Raw genomic sequence first — 21032 nt, forward strand, 5'->3', positions numbered from 1 at the left:
GCCGAAACGGTACGCGACCGGGCATGAACAGCGCGAAACCCGCGGCGGTGCGCGATCCGCCGCGCCCCTAACCTGCGCATCGTGGAGACCGAATCGACACCACTCGCGGGCACGACCACCTCGGTACGCGGCGCGGAGCCCGCGCTGCGAATGGGAATCCTCGGCGCCGCGGCGATCGCGCCGGCCGCGCTCGTGCGGCCCGCCCGGTCGACGCCCGGGGTGGACGTGGTGGCGGTCGCAGCACGCGACCGGCGCCGCGCCGACAAGTTCGCCGCCAAGCACCGCATCCCCAACGTGCACGGCTCCTACGACGACCTGCTGGCCGACCCCGACATCGACGCGGTGTACGTGCCGTTGCCCAACGGTCTGCACGGCCGATGGACCATCGCCGCGCTCGAAGCCGGCAAGCACGTGCTGTGCGAGAAGCCGCTCGCCGCCAACGCGGTCGAAGCGAAGCGCATGGCCGACGCGGCCGAGCGATCCGGCCTGCTGCTGATGGAAGCGTTCCACTGGCGCTACCACCCGATCAACGTGCAACTCCTCGACCTGGTGGCCGGCGGCGCCATCGGCCGGGTCGAGCGCATCGACGCGGCGTTCTGCTTCCCGTTGCTGGGCAAGCCCGGCGACATCCGTTGGCGAGCCGACCTCGCCGGCGGTGCGCTGATGGACGCGGGGTGCTATCCGATCAACATGGTGCGCGCCGTCGCACACTCGGCTGGGTTCGACGAGCCCGAGGTGGTGGGTGCCCGCATCGCCTCCACGCGCGCCGGCCGCTCACGTGGCGTGGTCGACCGTGCGGCCCGCGGCGAGCTGCGGTGGCAGGCGTCGAACGGTGCTCCGGTCGCCGGGTCGGTCCGCTGCTCGATGTGGGGACGCGACGTGCTGGCGCTCAGCCTCGACGTGCACGGCGACGCCGGAAAGTTGCACGTGCGGAACCCACTTGCGCCGCAGCTGTTCGGCCGCCTCCGCGGCCGAACCGAGCGCGGCCCGGTCCGCGAGCGCGCCGATCGAAGCGTCACCACGTACGGCTGCCAGCTCCGCGCGTTCGCGGCGGCGGTGCAGCGTGGCGAGCCGTTCCCGACCACCGCCGACGATGGCGTGCGCAACATGGCGGTGATCGACGCGCTGTACCGGGCCGGCGGGCTCGAGCCGCACGAACCATCGGCCTGACCGGGCACGGCGTGGCGGCTGCCGGCTGCCGCTTGGTCACGCAGCGCACGTGGCCGTTACCGTCGACCGGCGATGAGCGAGTTCTCCCACACCGACGTCCTCCCGCTCGGGCCCGACGAGACCGAGTACCGACTGGTCACCGCCGAGGGCGTCGAGACCCTCGAAGCTGCCGGTCGCACGTTCCTCCACGTGGCTCCCGAGGCGATCACCCGCCTCACGACGGAGGCCATGCACGACATCGCCCACTTCTTGCGCCCCGGCCACCTGGCCCAGCTCGCCAAGATCCTCGACGACCCCGACGCCTCGCCCAACGACCGGTTCGTGGCCCTCGACCTGCTCCAGAACGCCGCCATCGCGGCCGGCGGCGTGCTGCCGATGTGCCAAGACACCGGCACCGCCATCGTGAAGGGCAAACGGGGGCAACAGGTGCTCACCGACGGCCACGACGAGGCCGCCATCGCCCGTGGCATCTACGACGCCTACCAGCGCTTCAACCTCCGCTACTCGCAGATGGCCCCGCTCACGATGTGGGACGAGGTCAACACCAAGACCAACTTGCCGGCCGAGATCAAGCTGGCCGCCATCGACGGCGACGCGTACAAGTTCCTGTTCATGGCCAAAGGCGGCGGGTCGGCCAACAAGAGCTACCTGTTCCAGGAGACCAAGGCGCTGCTGAACCCGGCCAACCTGGCGGCGTTCCTCGACGACAAGCTGCGCCTGCTCGGCACGTCGGCCTGCCCGCCCTACCACCTCGCTGTGGTGATCGGCGGGACGTCGGCCGAGTTCGCGCTCGAGACGGCGAAGCTCGCGTCGACCCGCTACCTCGACTCGCTGCCCACCCACGGCAGCGAGGCCGGCCACGGCTTTCGCGACCTCGAATACGAGGCCGAGGTGCTGGCCCTCACCCAGGCGTTCGGGATCGGCGCGCAGTTCGGCGGCAAGTACTTCTGCCACGACGTGCGCGTGATCCGGCTCCCGCGCCACGGGGCATCGTGCCCGGTCGCCATCGCGGTGAGCTGTTCGGCCGATCGCCAGGCCCTCGGCAAGATCACCGCCGACGGGGTGTTCCTCGAGCAGCTCGAGACCGACCCGGCTCGCTTCTTGCCCGACGTCGACGAGTCGGCCCTGTCCGACGACGTCGTCCACGTCGACCTCAACCGCCCCATGGACGAGATCCGGGCCGAGCTGACGCGTTACCCGGTGAAGACCCGCCTGTCGCTGAGCGGTCCGATGGTGGTGGCCCGCGACATCGCCCATGCCAAGTTGCAGGAGCGCCTCGACGCGGGCGATGGCCTGCCCGGGTACTTGCGGGACCACCCCGTGTACTACGCCGGCCCCGCCAAGACTCCCGAGGGGTACGCATCGGGGTCTTTCGGTCCCACCACCGCGGGGCGAATGGACGCGTACGTCGACGCGTTCCAAGCCGCGGGCGCCTCGATGGTGATGGTGGCGAAAGGCAACCGCTCCAAGCAGGTGACCGACGCGTGCAAGCGCCATGGCGGCTTCTACCTCGGCTCGATCGGTGGTCCGGCCGCGCGGCTGGCCAAGGACTGCATCCGCAAGGTTGAGGTCCTCGAGTACCCCGAGCTCGGAATGGAAGCCGTGTGGCGCATCGAGGTCGACGAGTTCCCCGCGTTCGTGGTGGTCGACGACAAGGGCAACGACTTCTTCGCCGAGGTCTCCCGGCCCGTCGCGCTGAAGCGCTGAGCGGGGCGTCTCCACGACCCGCTCGCGCGGTCAGCCGGCGCTGCCCCCAGGCCCGGCGCCGACCCCAGGCCCGGCGCCGACCCCTGGCCGAACGGGGCGAAAAAGGTTGTGGCCCCGGGCGCTGAGCTGACCGAAGCCAGACAGCGGCCCGGGGCCACCAGTTCGGCCGAGCATCCACCTTGCGATCTTCTGGAGGCGTTAACCTCTTTCCGATCACTCACATCGCCCGTCGGAGCCAAGGCTCTGGCGGGCGATGACGCTTTGTGGCCTTCGGTGCCGAAGCACGTCCGACCACGGAGACCCATCGCCGTTCGGAGTTTCCCCCGGACCACGTTGGGAGGCGGTCACTCGTCCTCCCACACCGCTGAATCCCGACTTGCCTCCCGGGTGTTCCTTCGGCCGAGGCCTCCGGTCCGTTCCGGGTTGCTCACCGTTCTCGAATCGGTGCAGTACGGAGACTGAACACCACGGCGTGACGCCCGTCAACAAGTATTTTGCTATCCCCAGGGTTATCCCCGAGGTTTCTTGGTTCTCCCCAACTCGGGCGCAGTTCTCCACCGGTTGGTCACAGGGTCACCGCGCAGATGGGGCGGCTCGATCAGGCCAAGGTGACCAGCTCGAGGAAGTCGTCGGTCCAGTTCGCGAACGTGCCGTCGGGCATCTCGAGGACCCGGTCGGGTCGAAGCGCGCGGACGAACTCCGCGTCGTGGCTCACCACCACGACCGAGCCGGGCCAGCCGTCGAGCGCGTCGGTGAGGGCTTGGCGCGCCTGGGGATCGAGGTTGTTGGTCGGCTCGTCGAGCAGCAACAGGTTGTGGCGGCCCGCCACGAGCTGCGCGAGGGCCAGCTTGGTCTTCTCCCCACCTGACAACGTGCCGGCGGGCTGGAACACCTTCGAGCCGTTGAGGCCGAACATGCCGAGCAGGCTGCGGCGCTGCTCGTCGCCGAGATCAGGTGACTGCTCGGCCATGTTCTCCAGCACCGAGCGATCAGCCACCAGACCCTCGTGCTCTTGCGCGTAGTAACCGGCGGACACGTGGTAACCGAGGTCGACCTCGCCGCGATCGGCGACGGACACGCCTGCGAGGATCCGCAGCAGCGTGGTCTTGCCGGCGCCGTTGAGCCCCATGATCAAGATCCGCTCGCCTCGCCCGAGGCCGAAGGTCACGCCGTCGAAGACCTGCAGCGTGCCGAACGACTTGGCCAGCCCCTCGACTTCGAGCACGGTGCGGCCGGCCTTCGGCGGATCGGGCAGGCGCAAGTTCAAGATGCGCTGACGGGTCGGTGCGTCGATGCGGTCGGACTCGAGCCGGTCGATCCGCTTCTCGATGCTGTGGGCCATCGCCGCCTTGGTGGCCTTGGCGCCGAAACGATCGACGATGGTCTGCAACCGCCCGATCTCACGCGCCTGCGAGGCCGCGAGCTTCGCCCGCCGCTCCTCGTCGCGGCGGCGACCTTCGAGGTACTGGCTGTACGTCCCCCGGTACTCATGGAACGTACCGGTGTCGTCGTGGCCCGACCGGTCGAGGTGGATCACGCGGGTGATGGCGTCGTCGAGCAGGTCGAGGTCGTGGCTGATCACCACCAGCGCGCCCCGGTACGAGCGGAGGAAGCCCAGCATCCAAGCCTTGGCGTCCGAGTCGAGGTGGTTGGTGGGCTCGTCGAGCAGCAGCACGTCGCTGCCCGCGTACAAGATGCGCGCGAGCTCGACCCGCCGACGCTCGCCACCGGACAGCACCCCGAGGGTCAGGTCGAGCCGCGCGTCGGGGATGCCGAGACCACTGGCCAGGCGTCGCACGTCACTCTCGGCTGCGTAGCCGCCCTCCACGCGGAACCGCTCCTCGGCCCGGCTGAACCGCTCGATGTTGCGGGGCGACGGGTCTTCCTCGATGCGCAAGCGCAACTTCTCGAGCCGGTCGGCCGCTTCATCGAACCCCCGCCCCGAAAGGACATGCTGGAGCGCGCTCGTGTCGGGCGGTGCGCCGTCGAGCCTCGGGTCCTGCGGGAGGTAGCCCAGGCCGCCCTTCACGGTGATCACCCCGGCGGCGGGTTGCTCTTCCCCGGCAAGGATCCGCAGCAGCGTGGTCTTGCCGGCGCCGTTGCGGCCCACCAGGCCCACCTTGTCGCCGGCCATGACCGTGCACGTGAAGTCGTCGAGCAGGACGACGCCACCAGCTTCGGTGCGGACGTTGCGGGCTTGCAGCACGAGGGATCAGCTTGGTCGGAGGGCGGGGCAGGACACCAGCACGTTGCGACGCGCGCCCGCGCGGCGACGCACGTGCGGTCGGACGCGGCTCAGGGGGTGGTTGCGAGGCCGGTGCCCGGCGCGCCGGGCTCCGGTTCCGTGGTGGATCCGGGAGTGGCGCCGCCTGCGCCGGTGTTGCCGGCGGCGGTGGTCGGCGCTTCGGTCGTCGGCGCTTCAGTCGTCGGCGCCTGTGAGGTGGTCGACTCGCTCGTCGTTGCCGAGGTGGCCGGCGACGAAGTGGCCGGCGACGAGGTGGCCGATGACGACCCCGGGCTCGACACGCTCGAGGAGCTGGCGACGGTGGTGGTCGGCTCCTGGGCGTGGTTCGACGACTTGCCCACGCCCGCGACCAGCCCGCCGATCCCAGCGCCGAGCACACCGAGGACCGCCACCGCGACCACGGCAGCGGCACGGCGCGCACCAGCACGGGGCGTTCCGGGAGCAGACATCCAGACCATGCTAGGTGGCGCCGACCACCGCTCCGCGACTCATCGCGGACCGGTCACGCGGGGTGAGGGGCGCCTCGCCTACGGTCAGCAGCGATGCACGACCCCTCACTGCTCCCGCTGCCCCCACAACCCGACGCCACACCGCTTCCGACCGGGGAGTGGCCGGCCGGTCCGATGACCGATCCTGTCGACTCCGGCCGGTTCGCCGACTTGCTCGACACGGCGTTCGGCAGCGACGCGCCTGCCGAGCTCGGGCTCACCCAGGCAGTGGTCGTGATCCAGCACGGCACGCTCGTGGCCGAGCGCTACGGCGAGCCGTTCCACTCCGAGCTCGACGCCCTGTCCGAGACCGGGCCGCTGGTCCCCGGACCCGACACCACCATGATCTCGTGGTCGATGGCGAAGTCGATGCTGCACGCAGTGATCGGCCAGCAGGTGGGCCGGGGAGCGATCGACCTCGACGAGCCCGCCCCGGTACCGGAGTGGTCCAGTGCAGGCGACCCGCGCGGCGCGATCACCTGGCGGCACCTGCTCACGATGTCGCCGGCGCTCGAATGGGCGGAGGACTACGTCGACGAAGGCGTTTCCGACGTGATCCAGATGCTGTTCGGGTCGGGCGCCGACGACATGGCCGCGTACGCCGCCGACAAGCCACTCGTCGCCCGTCCCGGCCACCGCTACAACTACTCGAGCGGCACGAGCAACATCCTCGCCCGCTGCCTCCAGCGGGTCCTCGGCCTCGAAGGCGACGCCGACGGCATGGCCGCCCATCTGCGCAGCGCGCTGTTCGAGCCGATCGGCATGACGTCGGCCATCCCGAAGTTCGACCCTGCCGGCACGTTCGTGGCCTCCTCGTACGTCTACGCCACGGCCCGCGACTTCGCCCGATTCGGCCTGCTGTACCTGCGCGACGGGGTCTGGGACGGCCGGCGCGTCTTGCCCGAGGGCTGGGTCGACACCGCCCGCGAGCCCACCGAGACCGACCCCGAGCGCCGGCACTCGGCTCACTGGTGGGTCCAGCCCGACGGCCTCGGCACCTTCGCGTGCGACGGCTACGAAGGCCAACGGATCGTGCTGGTACCCGCGCTCGACCTGGTGGTCGTACGCCTCGGCAAGACCCCTGCGCCCCCGGACCCGCCACCCGGCCAACCCGCGCCGCCCCACCCCGTCGAGAAGTGGATCGACCAGCTCGTCGCCTGCTTCGCCTGACCTCCTCGCGGGCCGCTCGTCCTCCGGATGTTTGGCTCGTTGGTGTCGGAATCCGAAAGGAACGGGCCAAACAGTCGGCCGGTCTCGTCGCGCGAGGGCCTGAGCTCAGGTCGCGGGGTCAGTTGACCTGGCGGTCGCGCTCGCCCCAGAACTCCTTGCGGAGCTTGAACTTCTGGAGCTTGCCGGTGGCGGTGCGGGGCAGCTCGTCCCGGAAGACGACCTTCTTGGGGCACTTGTAACCGGCGAGCTTCGTCTTGGTGAACTCGATGAGCTCGACCTCTTCGAGGGTGGCGCCGGGGGCGACGACGACCAGCGCGGTCACGAGCTCGCCCCACTTGTCGTCGGGAACCCCGATCACGGCCACCTCGGCCACTGCGTCGTGGGAGAAGACCGCGTCCTCGACCTCGATCGACGACACGTTCTCGCCGCCCGAGATGATCACGTCCTTGCGACGGTCGAGGATGTGCACGTAGCCGTCCTCGTCGACCAGCCCGCCGTCGCCGGTGTGGAACCAACCGTCGCGGATGGCGAGGTCGGTCTGGTCGGGCTGCTGCCAGTAGCCCTCCATGACGACGTTCGAGCGTGCCAGCACCTCGCCCTTGTCGTCGACCGACATCTGGCACCCGATCGCGGGCGCCCCGGCACGCATGAGCTTGCGCGCCCGTCCCTCGACCGGCAGCTCGTCCCACTCCGCCCGCGAGCGGTTCATGGTGAGCAGCGGCGCCGTCTCGGTGAGCCCGTAGATCTGGATGAACTCCCAGCCGAGCTCCGACTCGACCCGTGCGATCGTGCGGCTGGGCGGCGGCGCCCCCGCCACGACGATGCGGGTTCGTCCGTGCCCGGGGATCGGGCCGTCCCAGGCGCTCGCCGCGTCGAGCACGGCGGCGACCACGGCCGGCGCGGCGCACAGCAGAGTGACCCCGTGCGCGTCGACGCGTCGCAGGATCTCGGCGCCGTCGATCTTGCGGATCACGACCTGCGTGGCGCCCATGCCGGCGGTGGCGTACAGCATCCCCCAGCCGTTGCAGTGGAACATCGGCAAGGTGTGCAGGTACACGTCGCGGTCGGTCACCGTGGCGTGCCAGCCGAACGTGGTGGCGTTGATCCAGCAGTTGCGGTGGGTGAGCTGCACGCCCTTGGGGCGGGCGGTCGTACCGCTCGTGTAGTTGATGGTCGCCGTCGCGTCCTCGTCGGGCTCCCATGGGCGCGGTTCAGTGTCGTAGTCGTACAGCTCGCCGTCGGCCTCGGCACCCAGCACGAACTTCTGCTTGCAGTCCACCGCAGCGAGGGAGTCGGCCAGCTCGGGGTCGACCAGCAGGATCGACGCGCCCGCGTGCTCGACGATGTAGCTGACTTCCTCGGCCACCAGCCGGAAGTTGATCGGTACCAGGATCCGGCCCCAGCCGGACACGCCCCAGAACGACGTGAGGAGCCGGGCGGAGTTGTGCGACACGATCGCCACCCGCTCGCCCTGCGGCACCCCGAGACGGTCGAGCGCGGCGGCCTGCGCCCGTGCCCGCCTGCCCATCTCCTGATACGTGAGCGACCCCCACGACTTGGCCGGCTGGTCCGGCTCGTCGACCACGCCCACCCGGTGCGGGTACACGGTCATCGCACGGTCGAGGAAGTCACGAACCGAGAGTGCGACCTTCATGGCAGTTCCCTTCCCCCGGTTCGGCCCGGACGTCGGCCCGGACCGATCGGTCCAGACGGCTTGCCACCGACGGCTGGATGCAGACGGTGACTGAGGTCACGGTAGCCCCGGTGCCGCGCGCACCGTCGCCGTCGTGCCGCTACCGTCCGCCGGGCCGGCCTTTTGGCCACGAATGGCAGCCTCAGGGGGAGACGAGACGATGCGCATCGGGATCTTCGCGGGAGACGTGCTCGAGTCGAGCGACACCGACGGGGTCGTCGCCGCCGCCCGTCAGGCCGCCGACGAAGGGTTCGCCTCGTTCTGGCTTCCCAACATCTTCAACGCCGACGCGTTGGTGTCGCTGGGCGTCGTGGCCCGAGAGGTGCCCGACATCGGCCTGGGCACCGCCGTGGTGCCCACGTACCCACGTCACCCGGTCGCACTGGCCCAACAGGCGCTCACGGTGAACGCCATCAGCGGAGGGCGCCTCACGCTCGGGATCGGCTTGTCGCACCAGATCGTGATCGAGAACATGCTCGGTTACTCCTTCGACCACCCGCTGCGACACATGCGCGAGTACCTCGCCGCGTTGATGCCGCTCGCACAGGGGCACATGGCCGACGTCACCGGCACTTCCGTGTCCGCCCACGCCGCCCTGATCGTCCCGAGTGCGACCCCGTTCCAGGTCGTGGTGGCGGCGCTCGGCCCCAAGATGCTGGAGCTCGCCGGCACCGTCGCCGATGGCACCGTCACATGGATGACCGGACCGAAGACGCTCGCCGGGCACATCGTCCCCACCATCACGGCTGCCGCCGAAGCGGCCGGTCGGCCGGCCCCGCGGATCGTGGCCGGCCTTCCCGTCTGCGTCACCGACGACGTGGCGGGCGCGCGAGAGCGGGCGGCGGAAGTGTTCGCCGTGTACGGGCACCTACCGTCGTACCGGGCGATGCTCGATCGCGAGGGGCTCGACGGTCCCGCCGACCTCGCCATCGTCGGCCCGGAAGACCAGGTGCTCGAACGGCTCGCCGAAGTTGACGCCGCCGGGTGCACCGAGCTGGCGGCCGTGTCGTTCGCGGTGGGCGAGGAAGCCGCCCGAACCCGGGCCGCGTTGCGGACGTTGCTGGCCGGCGCATGACACGGCGGCGTGGCGCGCGGTGAAGGTCCGCATCGGATTCGGGTTGGGCGCAGCTGCGTCGGTCGGGGCCGCCGGGCGCTTCGGCGAGCTGGTCGACGGGCTCGAAGCGCTGCGGTTCGACTCCCTTTGGCTCTCCGAGCGGCTCACCGGCGACGCGCCGGATCCGCTGATCGGGTTGGCGGTCGCCGCAGGGCGCACCACGCGCCTCAAGCTCGGCACTTCGGTGCTGGTGGTGCCGGGCCGCAACCCGGTCGTGCTGGCCAAGGAGCTGGCGAGCCTCGACGTGCTGTCGGGTGGCCGGCTCCTCCCTGCAGTGGGGCTGGGCGCCGTCCGGCCGGCCGAACAGGCCGCGTTCGGCGTCGAGCGCGGCGAGCGTGCCGCATGGCTCGAGGAGGCGCTTCCGCTGCTGCGTGAGCTGTGGACCGGCGAGCCGGTCACCCATGAAGGGCCACGCTTTCGCCTCGACGGCGTCCAGATCGGGCCTCGTCCGATCGGGACGATGGACGTGTGGTTCGGCGGGCAGGCGCGCTCCGAGCTGCGCCGCACCGGCCGCCTCGGCGACGGCTGGCTCCCGTCGTTCTGCACGCCCGCCGACGTCGCCGAGGGCTGGGAGGTCATCACCGAGACCGCCGCAGAGCACGACCGCACGATCGACCCCGAGCACCTCGGCGCGCTGGTCGTGTTCGCGAACAGCGAAGTGCCCGAGGGCGTGGCGGCGTTGATCGCCCAGCGCCGCCCCGAGCTCGAACCTGGCGACATCGTGCCGATCGGCCTCGACGGCTTACGCGCCCAACTCGAGAAGTTCATCGCGGCCGGTGCGTCGAAGTTCGTGCTCGTACCCGCCGACGAGCCACCCGAGTGGGAGCCGGCCCTGCGCGACCTCACCGACGCGGTCTTCGACCTGCAGACCTGACCCCCGCCACCCCCGCGCGGGACCCCCAAACCCCGTTCTGGGCTGCTTTTTACGCGCTGGGACGCGTAGAAAGCAGCCCAGAAGCGGTGGGGGACTTCACCGCAGGGGGGCGACGCGCCTAACTTGACCCCCGGGTCAAGCAGCAGGGGGAGCCAGAGATGAGCAGCATGCAACTCGACTACACGACCGAAGACATCCTCGCCGACCACGCCTTCGCGGAGCCGCTGATCGCAGACGGGATCCGCTGCCACGGCGGGTTCACCGCGGAGGGCGCGTACGTCTCGCCGCGCACCGCCCATCGAGTCGACGCCATCGCGAACTGGCAGGCGCACCACCGCGACACGTTCGGGACCGACTTGCTCGACCCGCCGCTCGAGACGTGGCCGGGCCACTACCCGAACCTCCCCCAGGCTCGCTTCCTCCTCGACCACGGCGTGCGGGAGCCGATCGTCGCGATCCTGACGCGCATCGGCACGGTCGAAGGCTTCGGCGGCCTGATCCGCACCACGCCGATCCCGAACTGGGAGCGCATCGTCGACGAGGACCTGCGCCACACCGCCACAGCCCACCTCCCCGCGCTGTACGAAGCCCACGCCCGAGACGAAGCAGGCCACGAGGATGACGCGGGCAACGCTCAGGCGGGCCACAAGCAGATGTGGTTCAGCGCCCGCGACATCGCGTTCGAGCACCCCGTGAGCGGCGACCAGACGGCGCTGATGCTGGAGCGGATGGGCATCGCCCCGCCGGGAAGCGGCGGCAAGATCGACCCCGAGCGGATGCGGGCCGAGGCGCTCGCCAACCGGACCCTGCCCGACGACGTCGACTTCGACCTCGAACAGCTCTTGAACCGCATGATCAGCTTGCTGTTCATCGAGATCTCGGCGTTCCACGCGTTCGCGTGGGCCGAAGCGCTGCTCGACGACCCCGAGCGCGTCGCCGGCGACGGCGAAGCCGCACGGATCGTGTCGTACATCCGCACCGACGAGACCCCACACGTCGGCTACCTGAAGACCTCGCTCACCGAGCTGCGCGACCGCACCTTCATCAGTGACAAGGGCCGCCGGGTGCCCGGCGCCGAGATCGTGGGGCCGGTGTGGGACCAGCACCTCGCCTCATCGCTCGGCGAGCGGCGCGAAGCCCAGCTCGACGCGGTGTACCGCGAGGTCCAGCACGCGCTCGAAGGCCGGCGCAACGCTGCCGACCTGCTCGCAGAGTTCGACACGTTGGGCGACACGGCCCGTGGCGCCGACGGCGCCTGGCACTCCGCCGCCGCCAACTGAGCCGACGCGCGCCGTTCCGGGCGCCGCAGCATTGCCCCCGGGACGCGGTCAGGTGCCCAGGACGAAGCAAGCCGCGGCCGGCTCAGGCGCCGGCGCGTCGACCGCCCGACTCGGGTAGCTCGATGTCCTCGAGCTCTCGACCGTGCGTGTCGGGGAACTTGAACCAGAACAACGCGACCGCGGCGAGCGGCCCCAGGCCCAGCACGGTGACGGTCAGCGGGAAGCGCTCGTTCGTGAGCCACAGCAACAACGCGGCGACCCCGAAGCTGGCCGCGTCGCCCGCGACACGGACCACGTTGGCCCATGCCGTCGCCTGGCTGCGGACGCCGGTCGGGAACAGCTCCGCGGTGTAGGCGCTGAAGGTCGGGTTGAAGCCGGCTTGGCCGACCAGCGCCAAGCTCATGAACGGCAGCAGTGCCACCGGCGCGACCGGCAGCCAGAAGAACCCGAGCGCGCCCACCACGGACACCAGCGCGAACAGGCACCCGACCGCGCGTCGCCCGTAGTGGTCGCTCCATGCCCCGGCGGCGACCATCAGCGGGATGGCCGGGATGCCGGCGCCCACGAGCATGAAGCTGGCGGTGCTGGCCGAGATGTGCCGTTGCTGTTGCAGGAAATCGAGGGAGAAGACGCTCGCCTGCACCACCAACTCCGCCAAGAAGGCGGTGGCGAGGACCAGCACCAACCAACGCCGGTACTGGGCGTGGAAGATGTCCCGCCACGACGTCGACAACGTGCCTTCGTCGCGGGCGCGGAGGAACCGTTGGCTCTCGGGAAGCCGACGTCGCAGCCAGCCGACCGCGAACAGCGGCGGGATGCCGGCCACGTACAGCAGCCGCCAACTCCACCCGAGCGGGCTGATCACGCCACCGAACAGCAGCGCGCCGAAACCCACGCCGAGCGCAGAGGTCATGGCCAAGAACCCGAACCCGACGCCTCTGGCGCTCGCCGGCAGCTCCTCGGCCGCCATGGTCCAGACAATGGCCGCTTCTGCGGTGATGAAGAACCTGGCCACGAACTGGCACACGCCGAACAGCGGTGCGCTGGGAGCCGCGGCGCTCAACCCCGTCGCAACCGTGTAACCGATCAACGCCACGATCAGGAGCCGTCGCCGACCCGTGCGATCCGCCGAACGGGTGAGTGCCACGGCGGGCAGCGCGCCGAGGTACAGCGCGCCGACGTACAGCGACGCGCTGCTCTGGCTGAGGTGGAACGACCCCCGGATCTGCTTCAGCGCAACGGCGATGATGCCTCGGTCGTAGCCGTCGAAGAAGTTGGTGGTGCCGAGCACGCCCAGCAGAAACCAGTGCTCTCGGCCGAGCATGGCGAACGCCCCGCGCAACCGCGGCAGCGAGCCGGTTCCGGCGACCGAGTCGCTGTCGCTCGCCACGGGCCCGGCCACCGGCCAAAGCGTACCGGCGCGCCCCGAAGCCCCGAGAAGGGCGCCGGAATCGAAAACCGCGGTTGCGTCGGGCGCCGGCCTTGACTACCAACGAGGGGTGGACGAACCGGACGAGACGTCGACCGCACCTGCTCGCCGGTCCACGATCGGGCGCTCGACGGGACGCGCCGAGCTTCCCGGCCGCCCGCACGCCGTGCCCGATCCCGTCCCCGACCCCGACCACGTCGAGCGCCAAGCCCTGCTCAAGGCGCAACGAGGCGACAACCGGTCGTTCGCTCGCCTGATCCGCACCCACGATCCCGCCCTGCGAACCGTCGCCACGTTCCTCGTCGGCACCGAGTCGGTCGACACCGTGTTGCACGACGCCTACGTGCGTGCCTACCGCGCACTGCCCCGCTACAAGGGCGACCTCGCGCCCCGCCTTTGGCTCACGCGGCCAGTCGTGTCGGTGGCGCTCGACCTGCTCCGCAAACGCCACCGGCCCCGCCCGCGCCGAGCCGGCGCGGTCCGGTCGCCCGCCGAGACGCCGCCGCCCGCCGCGTCGCGCGCCGACGAGGTGCCCCAGCCCGACCCGGCCAGCGGGGTGCGGATCCTTGCCGGCGACACCGCCAGCCCGGGCCGCGCGGTGGACGACGAACCGGCTGCCGACCCCAGGTCGCCAGCACCCAGCAGCGCCGCCAGCACCCGAGCGCCCGAGCTCGGCGCAACGCCCGAACGGGACAGCGCCCTGTCACGCCTGCACCGCGCGTTCGACGAACTGCTGCTCGAGGACCGCATCGCACTGACCCTGGTCGACGTCGCCGAACTGACGGTGGCCGAGGCGGCAGCGACGGTCGAAGTCGAGCAACCCACGATGGCGACTCGGCTGGGCCGCGCCCGCGGGAGCGTCCGACGCACGTTGAACGAACTGGCGGACTCTGGTGCATCCAAGGTGTGGACTCCCCCGCCCATGCCCGACCCCGACGACCTCGACGCCTGGTTCGACCTCCAGCCGGTCGAGGACCACGGGGCCGAGTTCTGGCCGTCCGTCGGCGCCAAGCTGCTCGACGCCAAGTACCGCCCGGCCGCCAGCGGTCCCGAACCGCGGACCGTCGGCGGCGTGCGCACCAAGCGAGGTCCCGACGACGGCACGACACCGGGCGCCGGCAAAGCGACGGTGAAAGTCGCCACCAAGGCCGACGACCGGACGATCGGAACCCTGGCCCGACAGGCGCGCCACGGACGCGGCCGGTCGTGGGGTTGGCTGCGCCAGCTCGTGGTGGTCGCGGTTGGCGTCGGTGCAGCCGTCGGCTTGATCTTCGCCGGTTTCGCGATCTCCAACCGGGTGAGCCACCGCGACGCCCAACTCGGCACCACCGCAGGCAAGATCATCGCCAGGGTGAACGACGCCATGTCGACCGACCAGGTGATCTCCGGCGCCGTGACGGTGGACAGCGGCGGGTCGCCGGTGGCGCCCGGCACGTACGAGTTCGTCCGCAGCCCCGACGGTTCGTACAAGATCGCCAAGGACGGCGGCGGGTGGACCGAGGCCTACGACAACGCCACCGGCACGTTCACCCAAGCCACCTTCGCAGCCAACGGCGCCCCGATCACCCGGCGGGTCGAGACCGGTGTGGCCCCCGGACCGCCCGACCCCTCGGCCACGACCGGCTCGCAGCTCGGCGACCCGTTGGTGGGCGTGATCCAGCTGCTGGCGCAGGGCTCGAACACCCAACTCACCACGCTCGGCAACAACGGCGCGCCGCAGTACGTGATCGACAGCGATCTGCCGTTGAGCGGTGGCCGCGCGAGCGGCGCCGACTTGTTCGCCGGCATCGGCGCGTTCAGCCGAACGGCGGCAGCCGACCACGTGCGCGTGCTCATCGACCAGTCGCTCGAGCTGCCGACCGACGTCCAGCTCACGCGCGACCAGGGGTCGGTGATGCACCTCCGCTTCGCGGACCTGGCGGTCGGCAACAGCGCCGGCTCGGGCCAGTTCACCGTCGCCGCGCCAGACGGGGCCACGACGACCTCACGGGGCTACGAGGTGGTGCCGCTCAACGGGGTGACGAGCGCGGTCGGCTACGACCCGGCCAAACCGTCGTACCTGCCCGGCGGGTTCACACTGTCGTCGGTGGCCGTGCAACCAGAGTCGCCTGCCGGCTCGACGAGCACCGCGGGCGGCCGCAACCCACCCAACAGCGCGGTCGTGGTGCTCGTCTACCGCCACGGCGGCGACACGATCGTGGTGACCACCCGGCGCACGACCTCGGCCGCCGGCAAGTTCTGGCTCGACCCGCTCGCCACCACCGGCGACGGCGCCACCCACTCGGTGGACGTGACCGCCGGGCGGTTGCTCGAGGCCGGCGCCCGGGGGAGCGACCGGCCGGTGCCGCATCTGTGGGCACGCGACCGCGACCTCGTCTACACCGTGACCGGGACCGTGTCGCTGAGCCAGCTCACCAAAGTCGCGTCGTCGCTGCAGTGAGGTGCCGCCGGGTCGCCCGCAGGTCGGGCCACCGGCGGTCGTGACCAGAGGCAGATCGGCGCAACGCGGCCGCAGCTCGTCGGCAGGCAGCGCGCCGGCGATGTGCCCGGGGTGGGAGTCGAACCCACATGGCCCGTGAGGACCCGCGGGGTTTAAGCCCGCTGCGTATGCCATTCCGCCACCCGGGCCGGGCCTCGCCAGCGTAGGGCGACGGGCCGGATCAGGCGGCGAGGTCGCGCAGCTGGCTGACCGCCTCCCACAACGCGGTGCGAACCCGGGTGGCGTCGACCCCGCCCAGGCCGTTGGCCACGACGACGCCCTCGACCATGTCGGCCACCACCGCCACGAAGGGGCGGTCGCGCAGCTCGACGGCCACGATGACCGCGCCGCCGGCCGTCCGCCGCACCGTGCGCGAGGCTCCAGCCACCCGCGGCGGGCTGCGGAACGTGGGCGTGCGCAGGCCCCTGGCCCGGGCCGTTTCGCCGAGCGTCCGGGCGATCTCGGCAAATCGGAGTGAAGTCGCTTCCATCACCCACCATCTTGACGGCGACCTGTGACAATCGGCGGGTGGACGACGAGCTGAACCCGGCGCAGCACGACATCTTGGACCGGCTCGGGGCCGCCCTCGACGAGCGCCCGGCGTTTCGCCCTGACCTTCGCCATGAGCTGCGGGCCGAGCTCGAGCACGGCGTCGCCGAAGTGGCCGCCGGTCTCGACACCGCACGGTCGTTGAACGTGGCCAAGCACGCGCTGGCCGGGGTGCACGGCTGCGAGGCCCGCTGGCAGGCCGAGTCCGGCGAGTTCGAGCCCTCGGTGCCGATCGTGCGCGGCACGCTGGTCCACAAGGCGCTCGAGCTGTCGGTGCACTGGCCGCCCGACCGGCCCCGCTACCCGCTCGACCTCGTCGACGCCGCCATGGAGTCGTTGCGCGTCAACGACCACTGGTCGTCGGAATTCATCGACACGGCCGGCCCCCGCGAGCAGGCCGAGCTGCGCAGCGCGGCGGGCGAGATCGTGAGCAAGTTCCTCGAGACCTGGCCGCCGCTCAGCTCCCGTTGGCACCCCGTGACCGAGACCTCCTTGTCCTTGGACCTCGGCGATGGCCGGATCCGGCTCCGCGGGGTCGTCGACCTCACGCTCGGCCAGGCCAAGGCGGGCCGGGCGGGCAAAGTGGTGATCGACTTGAAGACCGGGCGCTTCTCGCCTGTCCACGTGGAGGACCTGCGGTTCTACGCGCTGGTCGACACGCTGCGCGTGGGCGTCCCACCCCGCCTGCTCGTCACGTACTACCTCGACGCCGGCCACCTCCAGCCCGAACCGGTGACCGAGGACCTGCTGTGGTCGGCCACGGCCCGCACCGTCGACGGCATCGTCCGCATGGCCGAGCTGCGCGGCGGGGCCGAAGCAGTCCGCCGCCCGTCTCCTGCCTGCCACTGGTGCCCCCTCGCGGAGGACTGCGGGCCTGGTCAGGAGTTCCTGCGCGACCAGGACCGGTGAACCCGACCGTTGACCGAAACGCAACCGACCTGCAACAGACGGCTGGCCGGGTCGGCGTTAGCATCCGCCACGTGGCCGAACGAAAGCGGTCGGTGCCCAAGCCGAAGAGCGTTCCCGTCGCCGAGTTGAGCCGCGACGACGAGCCGATCGAGGCCGCGCTCGCCAACGGTTCGAGGTCCCGGGGGCGCGGTGACCTGGTCCCCGTCCGGCGAGGCCAGAGCGACACCGAGCCCGAGCCGCTGCCCGACCCCCGCCTCGGCGACGTCGACGAATGGGGTCGCTCCGAGCACATGCGGGAGCTGGTGCGCCAGCTCTACGACCCGATGTACCGGCGCTACTTCCGCGTCGAGTGGGAAGGTCTCGACCGCATCCCCACCGAAGGCGGTGCGCTGTTGGTGTCGAACCACGCGGGAGCGATCCCTGCCGACGCGCCGGCGATCATGCATGGCATCGAGACCGAGCTCGGACGGCCGGTCTACGGCTTGGCCGACTACTTCTTCCGCACGGTCCCGGTGGTGGGCACGCTGTGGTCGCGAGCTGGAGGCGTGGTCGCCCACCCTGACAACGCGTACCGGCTGCTGCGCGAGCAGGAGCAGCTCGCGCTGGTCTTCCCCGAGGGCACCAAGGGCACCAGCAAGCTCTACGGCGAGCGCTACAAGCTGCGCCGGTTCGGCCGCGGGGGTTTCGTGGAGATCGCGCTGCGAGCCGGCGCGCCGATCGTGCCGCTGGCGGTGGTGGGCGCCGAGGAAGCCATGCCGGTCCTCTACAACGTCAAGCCGGTGGCGAAGGCGCTCGGGGTGCCGTACTTGCCGATCACCGCCAACATGTTGGCGTTCGGCCCGCTGCTCGGCCTGGTGGGCTACTTCCCCGCCAAGATCAAGATCCGGGTCCTCGAACCGGTGCATTTCGAGGTCGAGCCCGACAAGGCGCGCTACTCCCGGTCGTTGATCATGGAAGCGGCCGAAGGCATCCGCCAGCAGATCCAAGAAGCGCTGCACGACATGCTGCGCGAGCGCCAGTCGGTGTGGAAGGGCTGAGCTGGTGGGGCGACGCGTCCTGATCACCGGCCTCGGCACGTTCTGGGGTGGCCGCACCGCGCAAGCGCTCGAAGCCGACCCTGACGTCGACGTGATCATCGGGCTCGACAAGACCGAGCCGACCATCGAGCTCGAGCGCACCGAGTTCGTCCGCACCGACGAGAACTACTCGATCCTGAGCCGCATCGTCCGGGCCACGGGTGTCGACACCGTGGTCCACACGTTCCTGGTGGTCGACTCCACGCAGATGACCTCCACGCAGCTCCACGAGATCAACGTCATCGGCACCATGAACTTGTTCGCGGCCGCATCGGCCGAGGGGTCCACCGTCGAGCAGGTGGTGGTGAAGTCGTCGTCGCTGGTGTACGGCGCCGGACCCCGCGATCCGTACTGGTTCCGCGAGTCCACCCGACGGGTCGAACCGGTTCGCACCCGCATCGAGCGCAGCTTGCTCGAGGTCGAGGGCTACGTGCGCGACTTCGCCCTCGACAACCCGCACGTGGCGGTCAGCTTGTTGCGGTTCTCCAACGTGATCGGCCCCGACCTGTCCACGCCGCTCATCCGGGCGCTGCAGCTCCCGCTGGTGCCAGCGGTGTTCGGCTTCGATCCGCGCTTTCAGTTCCTCCACGAGGACGACGTCGTGCGAGCGCTCCGGTTCGCGTTCGACACCCGCTTGGCCGGGGTCTTCAACGTGGCGGGCGACGGGCTGCTCCCGTGGAGCGAGGTCGTGGCGATGTGCGGCAAGCGCCGGAGCTACCTGCCGTTCGTCGGTACCACGCAGTTCGCCGCCATGTTGCGCCGGGTGGGCATCGAGCTGCCGCCCGAGACCGTGGCGCTGCTTCGCAACGGCCGCGGGGTCGACAACCGGCTCTTGAAGGCCGCCGGGTTCGAGTACAGCTACACGTCGGCGGGAGCGGTCGAGGCATTCGTGAAGGCCAGCCGGCTGCGGTCCACCGTCGGCAACATCGAGCCCGAGTACCACTACGACCAGGACCTCGAGACGTTCTTCCAGCACTCGCCGGCCGTGTTGCGCGACCAATAGCCCGACCCGCGCCGCCGGGCCCACAACGGGCCCTCCCGCGCGAAACGATCGCTCGACATAGGCTGCCCGCCCATGGCGAACGAGGCGATGCGGGAACTGTGGAACAGCGACGCGGTGGGGTCGTGGACGGAGCAACGTGACCGGTACGACCGCCAGCTCGCGCCGTACGCCGACCTGGTGGTCGACGTCGCGGAGTTCAACGAGACCGACCGCATCCTCGACGTGGGCTGCGGCACCGGCGCCCTGACGAGGTTGGCTGCGTCGCACTGCCCCCACGGCACCGCCACAGGCGTCGACATCTCGCGGCCGTTCGTCGACGAGGCTCGCCGGGCCTCGGAGGGAATCGCCAACGTCCACTACCTCGTGGCCGATGTGCAGACCGACGAGCTGGTCCCCGCCGAGGCCGTGGTGTCCCGCTTCGGGGTGATGTTCTTCGACAACCCTTCGGCCGCGTTTGCGAACCTGCACTCGATCACCGAGCCCGACGGCCAGTTCACGTTCGTGTGTTGGCGGGGGCTGCTCGACAACGAGTGGGTCACCGTCCCGATGGGCGCCGCGCTCGGGATCGTGGGGCCGCCCGAGCCGCCGGCACCCGGCTCGCCCGGCCCGTTCGCGTTCGAGAGCCGCAACCATCTGGCGTTCCTGCTCACCGAAGCCGGCTGGGCCGACATCACCGTCGAGCCCGACGACCGCAAGCTGCTACTCGGCGGCGGGCTCGACGCGGCGTGCGCCACCGACTTCGTGTTGGGCGACGTCGGCTTCCGGCAATTGCTCGGCGACTTGGACGCCGACAAGAAGGCCGCCGTCCGCGAAGCCGTGCAGGAGGCCCTGGCGCCACACGAGACATCCGACGGGGTGGCGTTGCAGGCGGGTGCATGGCTCGTGCGCGCCCACTGCCGCAACGACTGACAGACTCGCCGCATGGCACTCGTCGAGACCGAGATCCACGGCCACGTGGCCGTGGTGACCCTGCACGACCCCGACCGTCGCAACGCGCTGACCAGACCGATGGTCACCGAGATCGTCGACACGTTCGATCGGATCGAGGCCGACGAGTCCCTCGGCGCGGTCGTCGTGACCGGTGCGCCGCCGGCGTTCTGCGCCGGGGCCGACCTCGGCGACCTCGGCAGCACGAACGCGGATCCCGAAGCCGGCCGGGCGGGGCTGCTCGGCATCTACGAGGGCTTCTTGCGGGTGGGCCGCTGCAAGCTGCCCACCATCGCCGCCGTCAACGGCGCGGCCGTGGGTGCCGGCACGAACTTGGCGCTGGTGTGCGACGTGCGCCTCGCCGCCGAGCGCGCCAAGTTCGACACCAGGTTCCTGCAGATCGGCATCCACCCGGGCGGCGGCCACACGTGGATGTTCCGGCGCGAGGCCGGACCGCAGACCGCCGCCGCGGCCATCTTGTTCGGTGAGGTGCTGTCAGGCGCCGACGCCGAGCGGGTCGGGCTGGTGTGGCGTTGCCTGCCCGACGACGAGCTCCTGCCCGCCGCCATCGAGATGGCCGGCCGGGCGGCCAGCGCGCCCCGCGGCGTGCTCACCCGCACCAAGGCCACGCTGGCCGACGTGCCCGCCATCGCCACGCACCCCGAAGCCGTCGAGCGCGAGCTCGCACCGCAGGTGTGGTCCACGCAACAACCCGAGTTCGCCGAACGCATCGCCGCCCTCAAGGCCAAGGTCTCCAAGAAGTAACGACCAGTCCGGCCGCTGCGCCACCCGACCCACCGGGTCGATCCGATACGTCGAAGAACCCGCGCCGCTGCCGGTCGAGACCACTCTGCCGGCGGCGTCGTAGGTGAACGCCTGGTCCGCGAGCGTGGTGGTGTTCCCGTGGTCGTCGTAACTG

Annotated in this window: 17 protein-coding genes and 1 tRNA gene; 12 read left to right on the forward strand and 6 right to left on the reverse strand. The window is 70.9% G+C overall.

The window, feature by feature from the left end; translation table 11 throughout:
- The first annotated feature begins 81 nt into the window (after positions 1-81).
- Both VHA73_02355 and VHA73_02360 read left to right on the forward strand, forming a co-directional pair.
- A complete protein-coding gene (locus VHA73_02355) occupies positions 82-1170 on the forward strand; it encodes a Gfo/Idh/MocA family oxidoreductase (GenBank protein ID HVX16848.1) in 1089 nt (362 codons plus the stop codon).
- A 72-nt stretch (positions 1171-1242) separates the two neighbouring features.
- A complete protein-coding gene (locus VHA73_02360) occupies positions 1243-2877 on the forward strand; it encodes a fumarate hydratase (GenBank protein HVX16849.1) in 1635 nt (544 codons plus the stop codon).
- A 598-nt stretch (positions 2878-3475) separates the two neighbouring features.
- Here VHA73_02360 and VHA73_02365 read toward each other — a convergent pair.
- Positions 3476-5083, reverse strand: coding sequence for an ABC-F family ATP-binding cassette domain-containing protein (locus VHA73_02365; GenBank protein HVX16850.1), 1608 nt, complete (start codon positions 5081-5083; stop codon positions 3476-3478).
- A gap of 89 nt (positions 5084-5172) precedes the next feature.
- Positions 5173-5571 (reverse strand): hypothetical protein, encoded by a 399-nt coding sequence (locus VHA73_02370; protein HVX16851.1) that lies wholly within the window; start codon positions 5569-5571, stop codon positions 5173-5175.
- A gap of 93 nt (positions 5572-5664) precedes the next feature.
- Between VHA73_02370 and VHA73_02375 the strand changes: the two genes are divergently transcribed.
- The gene (locus VHA73_02375) at positions 5665-6780 is read left to right on the forward strand and encodes a serine hydrolase (protein HVX16852.1); all 1116 of its coding nucleotides are present in this window, start codon (positions 5665-5667) and stop codon (positions 6778-6780) included.
- A 118-nt stretch (positions 6781-6898) separates the two neighbouring features.
- On the opposite strand, the gene VHA73_02380 is transcribed toward VHA73_02375, so the two are convergent.
- Positions 6899-8434, reverse strand: coding sequence for an AMP-binding protein (locus tag VHA73_02380; GenBank protein ID HVX16853.1), 1536 nt, complete (start codon positions 8432-8434; stop codon positions 6899-6901).
- 199 nt (positions 8435-8633) lie between these two features.
- On the opposite strand from VHA73_02380, the gene VHA73_02385 reads away from it, so the two are divergent.
- The 3 genes from VHA73_02385 (at position 8634) to VHA73_02395 (ending at position 11741) form a co-directional block, all read left to right on the forward strand.
- Entirely contained in the window at positions 8634-9548 is a 915-nt protein-coding gene (locus tag VHA73_02385) for an LLM class F420-dependent oxidoreductase (protein ID HVX16854.1), read from the forward strand.
- 19 nt (positions 9549-9567) lie between these two features.
- Positions 9568-10461 (forward strand): LLM class flavin-dependent oxidoreductase, encoded by an 894-nt coding sequence (locus VHA73_02390; protein ID HVX16855.1) that lies wholly within the window; start codon positions 9568-9570, stop codon positions 10459-10461.
- 158 nt (positions 10462-10619) lie between these two features.
- Positions 10620-11741, forward strand: coding sequence for a hypothetical protein (locus VHA73_02395; GenBank protein ID HVX16856.1), 1122 nt, complete (start codon positions 10620-10622; stop codon positions 11739-11741).
- Positions 11742-11823: 82 nt separating this feature from the next.
- Here the strand turns inward: VHA73_02395 and VHA73_02400 are convergent, their stop codons facing one another.
- Entirely contained in the window at positions 11824-13143 is a 1320-nt protein-coding gene (locus VHA73_02400) for an MFS transporter (protein HVX16857.1), read from the reverse strand.
- 97 nt (positions 13144-13240) lie between these two features.
- Here VHA73_02400 and VHA73_02405 point away from each other — a divergent pair, with 97 nt between their 5' ends.
- Positions 13241-15610 carry an RNA polymerase sigma factor gene (locus tag VHA73_02405; protein ID HVX16858.1) on the forward strand — a complete coding sequence of 790 codons (2370 nt, stop codon included), beginning with the start codon at positions 13241-13243 and terminating at the stop codon, positions 15608-15610.
- A gap of 103 nt (positions 15611-15713) precedes the next feature.
- On the opposite strand, the gene VHA73_02410 is transcribed toward VHA73_02405, so the two are convergent.
- Positions 15714-15798, reverse strand: a tRNA-Leu gene (locus VHA73_02410).
- A gap of 32 nt (positions 15799-15830) precedes the next feature.
- Positions 15831-16139 carry a hypothetical protein gene (locus VHA73_02415; protein ID HVX16859.1) on the reverse strand — a complete coding sequence of 103 codons (309 nt, stop codon included), beginning with the start codon at positions 16137-16139 and terminating at the stop codon, positions 15831-15833.
- 38 nt (positions 16140-16177) lie between these two features.
- Between VHA73_02415 and VHA73_02420 the strand changes: the two genes are divergently transcribed.
- From VHA73_02420 to VHA73_02440, 5 genes are all read left to right on the forward strand, one after another.
- Complete coding sequence (locus tag VHA73_02420) at positions 16178-17107, forward strand: PD-(D/E)XK nuclease family protein (GenBank protein ID HVX16860.1); 930 nt, start codon at positions 16178-16180, stop codon at positions 17105-17107.
- Between the two features lie 71 nt (positions 17108-17178).
- Positions 17179-18144 (forward strand): lysophospholipid acyltransferase family protein, encoded by a 966-nt coding sequence (locus VHA73_02425; protein HVX16861.1) that lies wholly within the window; start codon positions 17179-17181, stop codon positions 18142-18144.
- A gap of 4 nt (positions 18145-18148) precedes the next feature.
- Complete coding sequence (locus VHA73_02430; protein HVX16862.1) at positions 18149-19186, forward strand: NAD-dependent epimerase/dehydratase family protein; 1038 nt, start codon at positions 18149-18151, stop codon at positions 19184-19186.
- Positions 19187-19258: 72 nt separating this feature from the next.
- A complete protein-coding gene (locus VHA73_02435; protein ID HVX16863.1) occupies positions 19259-20095 on the forward strand; it encodes a class I SAM-dependent methyltransferase in 837 nt (278 codons plus the stop codon).
- A gap of 12 nt (positions 20096-20107) precedes the next feature.
- Entirely contained in the window at positions 20108-20878 is a 771-nt protein-coding gene (locus tag VHA73_02440) for an enoyl-CoA hydratase (protein ID HVX16864.1), read from the forward strand.
- The last annotated feature ends 154 nt before the right edge of the window (positions 20879-21032 follow it).

The sequence above is a fragment of the Acidimicrobiales bacterium genome (assembly GCA_035547835.1).
In the GTDB taxonomy this organism is placed as follows: domain Bacteria; phylum Actinomycetota; class Acidimicrobiia; order Acidimicrobiales; family Iamiaceae; genus DASZTW01.